This is a genomic window from Klebsiella sp. GG_Kp146 (genome assembly GCF_040061975.1).
GTDB lineage: Bacteria > Pseudomonadota > Gammaproteobacteria > Enterobacterales > Enterobacteriaceae > Klebsiella > Klebsiella quasipneumoniae.
The window spans coordinates 285,754-300,660 of the sequence record NZ_JBEAHA010000002.1; the positions used below are offsets into that span (position 1 = coordinate 285,754).

The window sequence follows — 14,907 nt, forward strand, 5'->3', positions numbered from 1 at the left end:
GTTAGTGTAATGTCGGTTTGCGGACTTCCGGTGCGGTTGGCTGCTGACGCGCAAAGGTGTCGTGGCACAGCAGTGCGGCTACGCGGACATACTCGATAATCTCCTCCAGAGACATCTCCAGCTCTTCCTGATCTTCGTCTTCATCGTAGCCCAGTTGGGCAATATTACGCAGATCGTCAATCGCTTCCCCGGTTTCGTCTTTCACTTTATCCAGCTTCGGCTGGCTAACGCCAAGGCCGAGAAGGAAGTGGTTGACCCAGCCGGCGAGGGCGTCGGCGCGGTCAAAGACGCTCACCGCATCGCCTTCCGGCAGATACAGTTGAAAGAGGAAGCCGTCGTCATCCAGTGAGTCGCTGATGGCGGAATGCATGTTACGCAGCGCCTGGGCCAGCTCATGGCCGAAGGCGAGACCTTCGTTGGTCAGGTCGTGCACCAGCGGCTGCCAGCTGCTGTCCGTGTTGCCGCCGCACAGTAATCCGCTGATCAAACCGTGCATCTCGGCCGGGGTAAGCCCTACCCCTTGTTGGTTCAGTAACTGGTCTACATCGTTGTAACCAGGCATTTCGTTCTGTATAGACATGCGCATTCGTCATCGTTGGGAGGAATATTCATGGTATGCTACCACTTTGGACCCTGGTGAACCAGAATAGGGCTTGTATCTTCGCACCAGGGTAGCTATAGTGTCGCCCCTTCGCAGACCCGGGTCAGGGTGTGAAGGCAGCGCAGTCAATCAGCAGGAAGGTGGCATGTCTGCACAACCCGTAGATCTCCAAATTTTCGGCCGTTCACTGCGAGTGAATTGCCCGCCTGAACAAAGGGATGCCCTGAATCAGGCAGCTGAAGACCTTAATCAGCGGTTGCAAGATTTAAAAGAACGCACTAGAGTCACAAATACTGAGCAGCTGGTCTTCATCGCCGCGTTGAACATCAGCTATGAGTTGACTCAGGAAAAAGCGAAGACCCGCGACTACGCTTCCAGTATGGAGCAGCGCATTCGCATGCTTCAGCAGACCATCGAGCAAGCATTGCTTGAGCAAGGTCGCATAAGCGAAAGACCAGGGTCGAAGTTTGAATAACACTTTGCAGTTAACTGTGTTAGAGTAATTCCAGGAACAAAATTTCTCTGAGATGTTTGCAAGCGGGCCAGTCCCCTGAGCCGATATTTCATACCACAAGAATGTGGCGCTCCACGGTTGGTGAGCATGCTCGGTCCGTCCGAGAAGCCTTAAAACTGTGACGACACATTCACCTTGAACCAAGGGTTCAAGGGTTACAGCCTGCGGCGGCATCTCGGAGATTCCCTTCCTTACCTCGCATTATTTCCCCACGCCTGTTTTCGGCTGATGCCGCACTGTATTACACTGTTTTCTATTGTTACGCCTGCTCGCCATGAGACCTGCATGACTCTACAGCCCGATACCCTGCTCTCCCGCCAGCACATTCGCCAGCAGATCCGCGAGCGTCGACGCGCGCTCAGCCCTGAGCAACAGCGGCAGTTTGCCCTGCAGGCCGCAGAGCGGATGATGGCCTGGCCGCCGGTGGTTCTCGCCCACACCGTGGCGCTGTTTCTCTCCTTTGACGGCGAGCTGGACACCCAACCGCTGATCGACCAGCTCTGGCGGGCCGGTAAGCGAGTCTATCTCCCGGTGCTGCATCCGTTTAGCCCCGGTAACCTGCTGTTTTTACATTACCATCCGCAGAGCGAACTGATAGTGAATCGCCTGAAGATCCGCGAACCGAAGCTCGACGTGCGCGACGTGCTGCCGCTCGCTGAACTCGATGTGCTGGTCACCCCGCTGGTGGCCTTCGATGCCGGCGGTCAACGGCTGGGGATGGGTGGCGGTTTTTACGACCGGACGCTGCAAAACTGGCAGCAGTATCGCCTGCAGCCGGTGGGCTACGCGCACGACTGCCAGCAGGTGGACACCCTGCCGAGCGAAGAGTGGGATATCCCGCTGCCGGCGGTGATCACCCCGGGGAAAATCTGGTGTTGGTAGGTACGCGGGGACGAGAAATTCAGCCTGGAAGGTATTAACAAAAAAACGGGCAGGTACGCGACCTGCCCGAGAGGCAAAAATGATTAGAACAGCAGACGGGCGCGGATAGTCCCCGGGATCGCTTTCATTGCCTGCAGCGCCTGCTGGGCAACGTCTTCTTCCGCTTCGATATCAATAACCACGTAGCCCATCTGCGGCGACGTTTGCAGATACTGGGCGGCAATGTTGATGCTCTGCGCGGCGAAGATCTGGTTGATGGCGGTCAGGACGCCCGGCCGGTTCTCATGGATGTGCAGCAGACGGCGTCCGCCGTGCAGCGGCAGAGAAACTTCCGGGAAGTTAACCGCCGACAGGGTTGACCCGTTGTCAGAGTACTTGGCCAGTTTGCCGGCCACTTCCAGACCGATGTTCTCCTGCGCTTCCTGAGTGGAGCCACCGATATGCGGAGTCAGGATCACGTTATCAAATTCGCACAGCGGCGAAGTGAAGGGGTCGCTGTTGGTCGCGGGTTCGGTCGGGAAGACGTCGATTGCCGCCCCGGCCAGATGCTTACTCGCCAGCGCATCGCATAGCGCCGGAATATCCACCACGGTACCGCGGGAGGCGTTGATCAGCAGCGCGCCCGGCTTCATCAGCGCCAGCTCTTCCGCGCCCATCATATTTTTGGTGGAGGCGTTTTCCGGCACGTGCAGGCTGACCACGTCGCTCATGTTCAGCAGGTCGGAGAGATGCTGTACCTGAGTGGCGTTACCGAGCGGCAGTTTGTTTTCAATATCATAGAAGAAGACATGCATCCCCAGCGATTCCGCCAGAATGCCGAGCTGGGTGCCGATGTGGCCGTAACCGATAATCCCCAGTTTCTTGCCGCGCGCTTCAAAGCTCCCCACCGCCAGCTTATTCCATACGCCGCGATGCGCCTTGGCGTTGGCTTCCGGCACGCCGCGCAGCAGCAGCAGCAGCTCACCGATCACCAGCTCGGCCACCGAACGGGTATTGGAGAATGGCGCGTTAAACACCGGAATACCGCGCTTCGCGGCGGCGTTCAGATCCACCTGGTTGGTACCGATGCAGAAGCAGCCGACGGCAACCAGTTTTTCCGCCGCGGCGAAAATCTCTTCAGTCAGATGGGTACGGGAACGCAGGCCGATGAAATGGGCATCACGGATCGACGCTTTCAGCTGTTCGGAATCCAGCGCGCCTTTATGAAATTCAATGTTGGTGTAACCTGCCGCGCGAAGGCTATCGATTGCCTTTTGATGCACACCTTCAACCAGCAGAAATTTAATCTTGTCTTTTTCCAGTGATACCTTAGCCATTTCCCCGTCCTGTTTTGTCTTAACTGATGTCGTGCTGAACGAAAGTTCGTCTCAGCAACATATCAAAAAAAACTATCGCGGCAATATGAACGTTTGCGTCGCCGTCCTGAAGAAATGTCATTCAGAAGGAAATGGCAGGACAAAACACCAGAAAGATAATGAACGGTAGCGCGTTAATCAGAATGGTTGCACAAATGTGACAGAAGTCACTAAATTGCACCAGGTGAAAAAATATTTGCGAGGGAGCCGGTTGGCTCCCTGCAGACAGACTATTTTACGATGGTTTTCACACCGTCAGCGGTGCCGATCAGCGCCACGTCGGCGCCGCGATTGGCGAACAGCCCTACGGTCACGACGCCAGGAATGCCGTTAATCGCGTTTTCCAGCGCGATAGCATCGAGAATTTCCAGGCCGTGCACGTCAAGGATCACGTTGCCGTTATCGGTCACCACGCCCTGACGGTATTCCGGACGACCGCCCAGCTTGACCAGCTGGCGTGCAACGGCGCTGCGCGCCATCGGAATGACTTCAACCGGCAGCGGGAATTTGCCCAGAATATCGACCTGCTTGGAGGCATCGGCGATGCAGATAAATTTATCGGCCACCGAAGCGATGATCTTCTCACGGGTCAGCGCCGCGCCGCCGCCTTTGATCATCTGCATGTGACCGTTGATCTCATCCGCGCCGTCAACGTAGATCCCCAGGCGATCGACGCTGTTGAGATCGAAGACGGTGATCCCGAGGCTTTTCAGCTTCTCGGTGGAGGCATCGGAGCTGGAGACCGCCCCTTCGATCTGCCCTTTCATGGTGCCCAGCGCGTCAATAAAATGGGCCGCCGTCGAGCCGGTGCCAACGCCCACAATGGTCCCTGGCTGTACGTATTGCAGCGCTGCCCAACCTACCGCTTTTTTCAGTTCATCCTGCGTCATAATCATGGTCCGAGATGTGAATGCCTGTGGCGCATTATAGAACATCGACAGTGGAAATGTCCCTGCGATGCAGATCACACAACAGAGCAGACCAATTTCGTCTGTATCAAATAAAAATTTATGTCATAGTGCGAGATAACGATTAGTTATGGGGGCACGCCAGAATAATGAAACGACCGGACTACAGGACACTACAAGCGCTGGACGCGGTGATTAGAGAACGAGGATTTGAGCGCGCCGCGCAGAAGCTATGTATTACCCAGTCCGCCGTCTCACAGCGAATTAAGCAGCTGGAAAATATGTTCGGCCAGCCGCTGCTGGTACGTACCGTGCCGCCGCGCCCAACCGAGCAAGGACAAAAATTGCTGGCTCTGTTGCGCCAGGTTGAACTGCTGGAAGAGGAGTGGCTGGGCGACGAGCAGACTGGCTCCACGCCGCTGTTGCTGTCGCTGGCGGTGAACGCCGACAGTTTGGCGACCTGGCTGCTGCCGGCGCTGGCTAATGTGCTGTCGGACTCCCCTATTCGTCTCAACCTGCAGGTGGAAGATGAAACCCGCACCCAGGAGCGCCTGCGCCGTGGCGAAGTGGTCGGCGCGGTAAGTATCCAGCCGCAGGCGCTGCCAAGCTGCCTGGTGGATCAGCTCGGCGCGCTAGATTACCTGTTTGTCGCCTCAAAAGAGTTTGCGCAACGCTACTTCCCGAACGGCGTAACGCGTTCGGCGCTGCTGAAAGCGCCGGTCGTCGCCTTCGACCATCTGGACGATATGCATCAGGCCTTTCTGCAGCAAAACTTCGACCTGCCGCCGGGCAGCGTCCCCTGCCATATCGTCAACTCGTCGGAAGCCTTCGTCCAGCTGGCACGCCAGGGCACTACCTGCTGTATGATCCCGCATCTGCAGATCGAAAAAGAGCTCAACAGCGGCGAGCTTATCGATCTCACTCCCGGCCTGTTTCAGCGCCGTATGCTCTACTGGCACCGCTTTGCCCCGGAAAGCCGCATGATGCGGCGGGTGACCGATGCGCTCATCGACTACGGTCACAAGGTGCTGCGTCAGGATTAAACCGCGGGCATAAAAAAAGCCACTTCGCTGAAGTGGCTTTTTTGTTTCTATCGCTTACTGGGCCGGTTTCGGCGCTTCAGCCGGTTTCGCCGGTGCCGCGGCCTGCGCCGGCTGCAGTTCAAACACGACGTCGACCTGGTCGTCAAACTGGATAGTCGCCTGCTCGTAGGTTTCCTGGGCGGAAACCGGCGCAGCGTCAGCGGCCTTCATCATGCGAACCATCGGGCTCGGCTGATAATTAGAGACATGGTAGCGTACGCTGTACACTGGCCCCAGCTTGCTGTGGAAACCTGCGGCCAGCTCCTGCGCCTGGTGCACGGCGTCGTCGATCGCCGCTTTACGCGCTTTATCTTTGTAGGCGTCCGGTTGCGCAACGCCCAGCGAGACGGAGCGAATTTCGTTCAGACCGGCTTTCAGGGCGCCATCCAGCAGACCGTTGAGTTTATCCAGCTGGCGCAAGGTCACTTCGACGGTGCGCACCGCTCGATAGCCTTTCAGAATGCTTTTCCCGTTCTGATAGTCGTAATCAGGTTGGGTACGCAGATTCGCCGAGTTGATGTCTTTTTTCGCAATGCCGCTCTTTTCGAGGAAAGAGAGGTATTGCGCAACGCGATCGTCAGCCTGTTTTTTTGCCGATGCGGCATCTTTTGCCGCCACGTTCACTTCGATCGCCAGGGTAGCGATATCCGGAACCGCAGCAACGCTTGCTGTGCCTGAAGTCACAATGTGCGGACCGTCCGGCAATTCGCTGGCCTGTGCCGCCATCGTGCTAAATCCGAGTGTTGCCGCCAGGGCTAAGACTTTTAACTTCACTGTCGTTTCTCCATGTTACTTAAATCGCCCTTACGGGACGCATGCCAGCAAGCTTAGCGCGTACAGCAGGAAAGTCCATCGGACAACGCTTAGTTGAGCAACGCCTGGATATGGACGACGCCCTCTTTTGCCAGCTGAAACGCAATAAACCACATGACGGCGCCGACGACAATGTTGATGATCCGCTGGGCTCTGGCGGTACGCAGCCGCGGCGCCAGCCAGGCGGCCAACAGCGCCAGACCAAAGAACCACAGGAAAGAGGCGCTAATGGTTCCCAGCGCAAACCAGCGCTTCGGCTCCACCGCCAGCTGGCCTCCCAGGCTGCCCAGCACCACAAACGTATCCAGATAAACGTGCGGATTCAGCCAGGTGACCGCCAGCATAGTGATAATGATTTTCCAGCGCCCCTGCTGCATCGCCTCGGCGCTGGCGAGCTCAAGATTCGGACTGAACGCCGTCTTCAGCGCGCCAAAGCCGTACCACAGTAAAAAGGCCACGCCGCCCCAGGTCACGAGCGCCAGTAGCCAGGGGGACTGCATCAGCAGCGCGCTGCCGCCAAAAATGCCGGCGCAGATCAGCAGCAAGTCGCTGACGGCGCACAGCAAGGCAATCATCAGGTGATACTGACGACGGATGCCCTGGTTCATCACGAAAGCATTTTGTGGGCCAAGCGGCAAAATCATTGCCGCTCCCAGGGCAAGGCCCTGAAAGTAATAGGTAAACATAAGGATTTTTCCGCTGTCTTCGAGAGTGGCGCTGACTATAACGCGAATGGATTATTAGCGGAAATTGAAAGTATTAATCATTAATAAGCGAAGCTAATAATGACCCATTAAAAAAGGCCGGCATGGCCGGCCTGAGTCATTGAGTGGTGGTTTACTCGGCTTTTTCCGGCAGGCGCACCACATGAACATCCATCTGCGGATAAGGGAAACTGATGCCATTGGCGTCAAATTCACGCTTGATGCGCTCGAGGATATCCCAGTAGACGTTTTGCAGATCGCTGCTTTTGCTCCACACGCGCACCACGAAGTTCACCGACGAGGCGCCGAGTTCGTTCAGGCGCACCGTCATTTCCCGATCGCGCAGAATACGATCGTCAGATTCGATAATCGAGGTCAGGAGCTGCTTCACCTTGTCGATATCGGCATCGTAAGAGACGCCGATAATAAACTCATTGCGGCGCGCCGGTTCGCGGGAGAAGTTAATGATGTTGCCGGCGATAATTTTGCCGTTCGGCACCACCACGATTTTGCCATCGACGGTACGCAGGGTCGTGGAGAAAATCTGCACATTCTGTACGGTACCCGCAATGCCGCCGAGATCGACATATTCACCGGCGCGGAACGGGCGGAACATCACCAGCAGTACGCCAGCCGCGAGGTTAGACAGTGACCCCTGCAGCGCCAGACCGACGGCTAAACCCGCGGCGCCCAGCACCGCAATGACCGAGGCGGTCTGCACGCCCACGCGGCCCAGGGCGGCAATCAGCGTAAAGGCGATAACCGCATAGCGCACCAGCGCGGAGAGGAAATCGGCAACGGTGGCGTCAATTTTACGCGCCAGCATCAGGCGGTTGACGGTGTTAGAGACGACGCGCGCCACGATCATCCCGACGATCAGGATAGCGATAGCCGCGACGATGTTGACGGCATAGCTCAGCAGCAGCTCCTGGTTGCGTGCCAGCCACGTCCCGGCGTGGTTGATGCTATCGACAACGTTCAAATCTTCCATTTAACATTCCTTATGAATCCCCAGGGGGAAGTAAATAACTCAGCCTGCGACAGGGCAGTCAGGTTATAGGGTAAACAATAAGTGCACGTTTTGCCAAATGGATCACAGTTTTCTGCCGCGCTATCCTGTTGTTAAGCTAATAAAAAAGCCCGCATTGCTGCGGGCTTCAGGGTAAGAAACAGATTTTTCTTACAGAACGTCGATCGCGTTCAGCTCTTTAAATGCCTGCTCCAGACGAGTCACCATGGAAGTCTGTGCAGCACGCAGCCATACGCGCGGATCGTAGTATTTCTTGTTCGGCTGGTCTTCGCCTTTCGGGTTGCCCAGCTGGCCCTGCAGGTAAGCTTCGTTAGTTTTGTAGTACTGCAGGATACCGTCCCAGGTTGCCCATTGGGTGTCGGTATCGATGTTCATTTTCACTACGCCGTAGCTGACGGAGTCTTTGATTTCCTGAGCGGAGGAACCGGAACCGCCGTGGAAGACGAAGTTCAGGCTGTTGTGCGGCAGGTTGTGTTTCTTGGAAACATATTCCTGAGAGTCGCGCAGGATAGTCGGGGTCAGAACGACGTTACCCGGTTTGTACACGCCGTGTACGTTACCGAAGGAAGCGGCGATGGTGAAGCGCGGGCTGATTTTGCTCAGCTCGGTGTACGCGTAATCCACGTCTTCCGGCTGGGTGTACAGGGCGGAAGCGTCCATGTGGCTGTTGTCCACGCCGTCTTCTTCGCCACCGGTGCAACCCAGTTCGATTTCCAGGGTCATGTCCATTTTGGCCATGCGCGCCAGGTATTTAGAGCAGATTTCGATGTTTTCGTGCAGAGACTCTTCAGACAGGTCGATCATGTGAGAAGAGAACAGCGGTTTGCCGGTAGCGGCGAAGTGTTTTTCACCCGCGTCCAGCAGGCCGTCGATCCACGGCAGCAGTTTCTTCGCGCAGTGGTCAGTGTGCAGGATAACCGGCACGCCGTAGTGCTCAGCCATCTGGTGCACGTGGTGCGCGCCAGAGATAGCGCCGAGGATAGCAGCACCCTGAGGAACGTCAGTTTTCACGCCTTTACCTGCGATGAACGCCGCGCCGCCGTTAGAGAACTGAACGATAACCGGAGAGCGAACTTTCGCAGCAGCTTCCAGAACGGCGTTGATGGAGTCAGTACCTACGCAGTTTACCGCCGGCAGTGCAAAGTTGTTTTCTTTCGCTACCTGGAACACTTTCTGAACGTCGTCGCCAGTGATGACGCCCGGTTTTACGAAATCAAAAATTTTAGACATGTTACTTAGTCCTGTATCTGTATCTTCGACCGTTGAAGAAGGTTCGCGAGCCCTTAAGCGCGCTGAAAAACAGGCGGGTTTCCCCGCCTGAACTGAATTACTGCTTAGCGCGCTCTTCGAGCATCGCTACTGCCGGCAGGACTTTGCCTTCGACGAATTCAAGGAACGCGCCGCCGCCAGTGGAGATGTAGGAAATTTTGTCAGCGATGCCGAACAGGTCGATCGCTGCCAGGGTGTCGCCGCCGCCGGCGATGGAGAAACCTTCGCTGTCCGCGATAGCGTTAGCCACGATTTCAGTCCCTTTACGGAAGTTCGGGAATTCGAATACGCCAACCGGGCCGTTCCACAGGATGGTTTTGGCGTTTTTCAGGATGTCAGCCAGTTTCTGTGCGGAAACGTCGCCGAGGTCCAGAATCTGCTCGTCATCTTTAATGTCGTTAACAGATTTCAGAGTCGCCGTTGCGGTTTCGGAGAACTCGGTCGCGACGCGAACGTCAGTCGGAACCGGGATATCGCAGGTGCTCAGCAGGCGCTTGGCTTCATCAACCAGATCCGCTTCGTACAGGGATTTACCGACGTTGTGGCCCTGAGCGGCAACGAAGGTGTTGGCGATACCGCCGCCGACGATCAGCTGGTCAGCGATTTTAGACAGGGAATCCAGCACGGTCAGTTTGGTGGATACTTTAGAACCACCGACGATAGCGACCATCGGACGAGCCGGCTCTTTCAGCGCTTTACCCAGCGCGTCCAGTTCAGCGGCCAGCAGCGGGCCTGCGCACGCCACGTCAGCAAATTTGCCGATACCGTGGGTGGAAGCCTGCGCGCGGTGCGCGGTACCGAAAGCGTCCATTACGAACACGTCGCACAGCGCGGCGTATTTTTTGGACAGCGCTTCGTCGTCTTTTTTCTCGCCTTTGTTGAAGCGAACGTTTTCCAGCACCACCAGCTCGCCGGCAGCGACTTCCACGCCGTCCAGGTAGTCTTTAACCAGACGTACCGGGCTGGACAGTTTGTCTTTCAGGTAATTAACAACCGGCAGCAGAGAGAATTCTTCGTTGTACTCGCCTTCGGTCGGACGACCCAGGTGAGAAGTAACCATGACTTTCGCGCCCTGCTTCAGCGCCAGTTCAATGGTCGGCAGAGAGGCACGGATACGTGCGTCGCTGGTTACTTTCCCGTCTTTAACTGGTACGTTCAGATCCGCACGGATAAAAACGCGTTTACCAGCCAGATCCAGATCGGTCATCTTAATTACAGACATGGTGAATCCTCTCGTTGATTCATAAAGTTTTGTCGACGTTTACGCGTCGAACCTGAAACCAATAGCCGCCATCGCTAACGTCGTGTCGAGCATTCGGTTAGCAAAGCCCCATTCGTTATCGCACCAGACCAGCGTTTTGATCAGATGCGCGCCACTGACCCGGGTTTGCGTGCCATCGACGATGGCGCTGTGCGGATCGTGGTTAAAATCTGTTGAGACCAACGGTAATTCCGTATAGTCAACTATACCATGAAATGCACCTTGTGCTGCTTTTTGCAGCAACTGGTTGACTTCACATGCTTTTACCGGTTTTTTGACCGTCACGCTCAGGTCAATTGCCGTCACGTTTATCGTCGGCACCCGCACGGCAATCGCTTCAAAACGGTCATTAAACTGCGGGAAAATACGGGTGATCCCTGCCGCCAGTTTGGTATCCACCGGAATGATCGACTGGCTGGCCGCGCGGGTACGCCGGAGATCCGGATGGTAGGCGTCAATCACCTGCTGGTCATGCATCGCCGAGTGAATGGTGGTGACGGTGCCGGACTCGATGCCATAGGCATCATCTAACAGTTTAATGATCGGAATAATGCAGTTGGTGGTGCAGGAGGCGTTGGAGACAATGCGATGCTCGGCGCGGAGTTCATCCTGATTGACGCCGTACACCACCGTCGCGTCGAGGTCGTTGCCGCCGGGATGGGAGAAGAGCACTTTCTTCGCCCCAGCCTGCAGGTGCGCCTCACCGTGTTCACGGCTCCCGTAAACGCCGGTGCAGTCGAGCACCACGTCTACCGCCAGCTCGCGCCAGGGCAGCGCCGCAATGGTCGGCTCGTGCAGCAGACGGATGGCATCATCGCCAACAAACAGCTGCTCGCGCTCCTGACGAACATCCCAGGCGAAACGGCCATGGCTGGTGTCATATTTCAACAAATGCGCGATGCCCGCAGCATCCGCCAGCTCATTGATAGCCACCACGGTGATTTCCGCACGGCGCCCGGATTCATATAGCGCACGAACCACGTTGCGTCCAATACGACCGAAGCCATTAATCGCGATGCGAATGGTCATAGATCTCCTGCAAGGCTGTCCCTGTTATGAGGTGGCTGACAGAGTAATCCAGCTACGCTCTGAGGGAAACCTTACCAGCTGCAAACTGCGACTGATTGATTAATTGTCGAACATTTAAACGACTGAAACGCTTCAGCTAGAATAAGCCAAACGAGGAATAAAAGGAATGTTTGTCCAGCGCAATAAACCAGCTATATGACTCACATCACATTTTTGCTGGAATAATTTACAACCGTATTACATCGTTCAGGAATAGCAGATACAAAAAAGCCGGTGAAAAGCCGGGTGGCGAGGTAAAAGCAAAACGGTAACCCAAGGGTTACCGTTTTTGGCGTTTGCACCCTCTCCTGTGGGAGAGGGTTGGAGTGCGGGCATCAGCCCGCACCGTAACCGCAATTACAGCAGCGCTTTCGCTTTAGCGACCACGTTGTCGACGGTGAAGCCGAACTCTTCGAACAGCTGCTCAGCCGGCGCAGACTCACCGAAGGTGGTCATGCCAACGATCGCCCCGTTCAGGCCAACGTATTTGAACCAGTAATCAGCAATACCCGCTTCCACGGCAACGCGCGCGGTCACGGCTTTCGGCAGTACGGATTCACGGTAGGCCGCATCCTGCTTGTCGAACGCGTCGGTGGACGGCATGGAGACCACGCGCGCCTTCACGCCTTCGGCGGTCAGTTTGTCCCACGCGGCCACCGCCAGCTCCACTTCGGAACCGGTGGCGATGAAGATCAGCTCCGGCTGGCCGGCGCAATCTTTCAGCACGTAACCGCCGCGGGCCACGTTCGCCAGCTGCTCTTCGGTACGCTCCTGCTGCGCCAGGTTCTGACGGGAGAGGATCAGCGCGGTCGGGCCGTCCTGACGCTCGACGCCATATTTCCATGCAATCGCGGATTCAACCTGGTCACACGGACGCCAGGTGGACATGTTCGGCGTTACGCGCAGAGAAGCCACCTGCTCTACCGGCTGGTGAGTCGGGCCATCTTCGCCCAGACCGATGGAGTCGTGGGTGTAGACCATCACCTGACGCTGTTTCATCAGCGCGGCCATACGTACCGCGTTACGCGCGTATTCCACGAACATCAGGAAGGTGGAGGTGTACGGCAGGAAGCCGCCGTGCAGCGCGATACCGTTGGCGATAGCGGTCATACCGAACTCACGCACGCCGTAGTGAATGTAGTTACCCGCGGTGTCTTCGTTGATCGGCTTAGAACCAGACCACAGGGTCAGGTTGGACGGCGCCAGGTCAGCGGAACCGCCGAGGAATTCCGGCAGCAGCGGACCGAAAGCTTCGATGGCGTTCTGAGAGGCTTTACGGCTGGCGATTTTCGCCGGGTTGGCCTGCAGCTTCGCGATGAACTCGTTGGCTTTCGCGTCGAAGTCAGACGGCATCTCGCCTTTCATACGACGGGTGAATTCGGCTGCTTCCTGCGGGAAGGCTTTGGCGTAAGCAGCGAACTTCTCATTCCATGCCGCTTCTTTCGCCTGACCGGCTTCTTTGGCATCCCACTGCGCATAGATGTCAGACGGGATGTCAAACGGCGCGTGGTTCCAGCCCAGCGCTTCGCGGGTAAGGGCGATTTCGGCGTCGCCCAGCGGCGCGCCGTGGGAGTCATGGGTACCGGCTTTGTTCGGCGAACCGAAGCCGATGATGGTTTTGCACATCAGCAGGGACGGTTTGTCGGTGACCGCGCGCGCTTCTTCTACTGCGCGTTTGATGGCGTCAGCGTCGTGACCGTCAACGCCGCGCACCACGTGCCAGCCGTAGGCTTCAAAGCGTTTGGCGGTATCGTCGGTGAACCAGCCTTCAACGTGGCCGTCGATGGAGATGCCGTTGTCATCATAGAAGGCCACCAGTTTGCCCAGCTTCAGGGTACCGGCCAGGGAGCACACTTCGTGAGAAATGCCTTCCATCATGCAGCCGTCGCCCATGAAGGCGTAGGTGTAGTGGTCGACGATGTCGTGGCCCGGACGGTTGAACTGCGCCGCCAGAGTTTTCTCGGCGATAGCCATCCCGACCGCGTTAGCGATACCCTGGCCCAGCGGACCGGTGGTGGTTTCCACGCCCGCGGTGTAGCCGACTTCCGGGTGGCCCGGCGTTTTGGAGTGCAGCTGGCGGAAGTTTTTCAGCTCTTCAATCGGCAGATCGTAGCCAGTGAGGTGCAGCAGGCTGTAAATCAGCATCGAACCATGGCCATTGGACAGTACAAAACGGTCACGGTCAGCCCAGGCCGGATTGTTCGGGTTATGGTTCAGGAAATCACGCCACAGCACTTCGGCAATGTCAGCCATACCCATCGGGGCACCCGGGTGGCCGGATTTGGCTTTCTGTACAGCGTCCATGCTCAGCGCACGAATAGCGTTAGCAAGCTCTTTACGTGAGGACATTTTGACTCCAGTTCGGACTGTTGAAGGCCATGCCCTTAACGACTTGACGAGAGCGCGTTTTGGGCTACGCCGGAAAAAAGTGTGAACAATGTAACCCAAGCGACAAGTCATGTACATGGAGCATCCTTTTGCCCTTTAAGAAATCTCTGGAACAGGTTGTGCTACGCCGGAATCCGCTCGCCCGCATCCTGCGATACTCTTTATAATTTACGCAGAATACGGTTCCCTGCCGTCGCCGTATTGTCGGATAAACAACCATAAGATTGTGGAAGATAAAAAATGAAAATTCGCTCAACCGTACTTGCTCTTGGGATCGCAGCAACGCTCACCGGATGTCAGAACATGGACTCCAACGGTCTGCTCAGCTCAGGGGCCGAAGCCTTCCAGGCATACTCCCTCAGCGACGCGCAGGTGAAAACCTTAAGCGACCAGGCCTGTAAAGAGATGGACGCCAAAGCGAAAATCGCCCCGGCCAGCAGTGAATACAGCCAGCGGCTGAACAAAATCGCGGCCGCGCTGGGCGATAACATCAATGGTCAGCCCGTGAACTACAAGGTCTATGAGACCAAGGATGTCAACGCCTTCGCCATGGCTAACGGCTGCATCCGCGTCTACAGCGGGCTGATGGATCTGATGAACGATAATGAAGTCGAGGCGGTGATCGGCCATGAAATGGGCCACGTCGCGCTGGGCCATGTGAAGAAAGGCATGCAGGTCGCCCTGGGCACCAACGCCGTGCGCGCGGCGGCGGCCTCCGCCGGCGGCATCGTCGGCAGCTTGTCCCAGTCGCAGCTCGGCGATCTGGGTGAAAAACTGGTGAACTCGCAGTTCTCCCAGCGCCAGGAATCGGAAGCGGACGACTACTCTTACGACCTGCTGCGTAAGCGCGGCATCAATCCGTCGGGACTGGCCACCAGCTTCGAGAAACTGGCCAAGCTGGAAGCCGGCCGTCAGAGCTCGATGTTTGACGATCACCCGGCCTCAGAAGCGCGCGCCCAGCATATTCGCGATCGCATGAAGGCCGACGGGATTAAATAATCGCCAGCGGGAGGCATGACTGCCTCCCTTTTA

The 14,907-nt window shown here is 56.7% G+C and carries 14 protein-coding genes and 1 other RNA gene; 5 read left to right on the forward strand and 10 right to left on the reverse strand.

Annotation, left to right across the window (positions count from 1 at the left end):
- Position 1: 1 nt before the first annotated feature.
- Positions 2–580 (reverse strand): YecA family protein, encoded by a 579-nt coding sequence (locus tag ABLU95_RS03705; protein ID WP_002916486.1) that lies wholly within the window; start codon positions 578–580, stop codon positions 2–4.
- 166 nt (positions 581–746) lie between these two features.
- Here ABLU95_RS03705 and zapA point away from each other — a divergent pair, with 166 nt between their 5' ends.
- The 3 genes from zapA to ABLU95_RS03720 all read left to right on the forward strand — a co-directional run bounded on the left by zapA (position 747) and on the right by ABLU95_RS03720 (position 1,997).
- Positions 747–1,076, forward strand: a complete 330-nt coding sequence (gene zapA / locus ABLU95_RS03710) for a cell division protein ZapA (RefSeq protein WP_004205298.1) — start codon at positions 747–749, stop codon at positions 1,074–1,076.
- A gap of 41 nt (positions 1,077–1,117) precedes the next feature.
- Positions 1,118–1,301, forward strand: a non-coding RNA gene (gene ssrS / locus ABLU95_RS03715) — 6S RNA.
- 99 nt (positions 1,302–1,400) lie between these two features.
- The gene (locus ABLU95_RS03720; RefSeq protein ID WP_044524691.1) at positions 1,401–1,997 is read left to right on the forward strand and encodes a 5-formyltetrahydrofolate cyclo-ligase; all 597 of its coding nucleotides are present in this window, start codon (positions 1,401–1,403) and stop codon (positions 1,995–1,997) included.
- A gap of 83 nt (positions 1,998–2,080) precedes the next feature.
- Here ABLU95_RS03720 and serA read toward each other — a convergent pair whose 3' ends face one another.
- The gene (serA, locus tag ABLU95_RS03725; RefSeq protein ID WP_008806446.1) at positions 2,081–3,313 is read right to left on the reverse strand and encodes a phosphoglycerate dehydrogenase; all 1,233 of its coding nucleotides are present in this window, start codon (positions 3,311–3,313) and stop codon (positions 2,081–2,083) included.
- A 269-nt stretch (positions 3,314–3,582) separates the two neighbouring features.
- Positions 3,583–4,242: a ribose-5-phosphate isomerase RpiA gene (gene rpiA, locus ABLU95_RS03730; RefSeq protein WP_002916495.1), complete on the reverse strand. Its 660-nt coding sequence runs from the start codon at positions 4,240–4,242 to the stop codon at positions 3,583–3,585.
- A 167-nt stretch (positions 4,243–4,409) separates the two neighbouring features.
- On the opposite strand from rpiA, the gene argP reads away from it, so the two are divergent.
- Complete coding sequence (argP, locus tag ABLU95_RS03735; RefSeq protein WP_002916497.1) at positions 4,410–5,303, forward strand: DNA-binding transcriptional regulator ArgP; 894 nt, start codon at positions 4,410–4,412, stop codon at positions 5,301–5,303.
- Positions 5,304–5,357: 54 nt separating this feature from the next.
- Here argP and ABLU95_RS03740 read toward each other — a convergent pair whose 3' ends face one another.
- The 7 genes from ABLU95_RS03740 to tkt form a co-directional block, all read right to left on the reverse strand.
- Positions 5,358–6,116 carry an oxidative stress defense protein gene (locus ABLU95_RS03740; RefSeq protein ID WP_023290983.1) on the reverse strand — a complete coding sequence of 253 codons (759 nt, stop codon included), beginning with the start codon at positions 6,114–6,116 and terminating at the stop codon, positions 5,358–5,360.
- Positions 6,117–6,205: 89 nt separating this feature from the next.
- Entirely contained in the window at positions 6,206–6,841 is a 636-nt protein-coding gene (gene argO, locus ABLU95_RS03745; RefSeq protein WP_049014206.1) for an arginine exporter ArgO, read from the reverse strand.
- 151 nt (positions 6,842–6,992) lie between these two features.
- Positions 6,993–7,850, reverse strand: coding sequence for a small-conductance mechanosensitive channel MscS (locus tag ABLU95_RS03750; protein WP_023290985.1), 858 nt, complete (start codon positions 7,848–7,850; stop codon positions 6,993–6,995).
- A 189-nt stretch (positions 7,851–8,039) separates the two neighbouring features.
- Positions 8,040–9,119 (reverse strand): class II fructose-bisphosphate aldolase, encoded by a 1,080-nt coding sequence (fbaA, locus tag ABLU95_RS03755; protein WP_008806452.1) that lies wholly within the window; start codon positions 9,117–9,119, stop codon positions 8,040–8,042.
- A 97-nt stretch (positions 9,120–9,216) separates the two neighbouring features.
- A complete protein-coding gene (gene pgk / locus ABLU95_RS03760) occupies positions 9,217–10,380 on the reverse strand; it encodes a phosphoglycerate kinase (protein WP_023290986.1) in 1,164 nt (387 codons plus the stop codon).
- A gap of 39 nt (positions 10,381–10,419) precedes the next feature.
- A complete protein-coding gene (gene epd / locus ABLU95_RS03765; protein ID WP_004205289.1) occupies positions 10,420–11,448 on the reverse strand; it encodes an erythrose-4-phosphate dehydrogenase in 1,029 nt (342 codons plus the stop codon).
- Positions 11,449–11,844: 396 nt separating this feature from the next.
- Positions 11,845–13,836 carry a transketolase gene (gene tkt, locus ABLU95_RS03770; protein WP_023290987.1) on the reverse strand — a complete coding sequence of 664 codons (1,992 nt, stop codon included), beginning with the start codon at positions 13,834–13,836 and terminating at the stop codon, positions 11,845–11,847.
- 279 nt (positions 13,837–14,115) lie between these two features.
- Here tkt and ABLU95_RS03775 point away from each other — a divergent pair, with 279 nt between their 5' ends.
- Positions 14,116–14,874: a M48 family metallopeptidase gene (locus tag ABLU95_RS03775; RefSeq protein WP_017899781.1), complete on the forward strand. Its 759-nt coding sequence runs from the start codon at positions 14,116–14,118 to the stop codon at positions 14,872–14,874.
- Positions 14,875–14,907 lie beyond the last annotated feature (33 nt).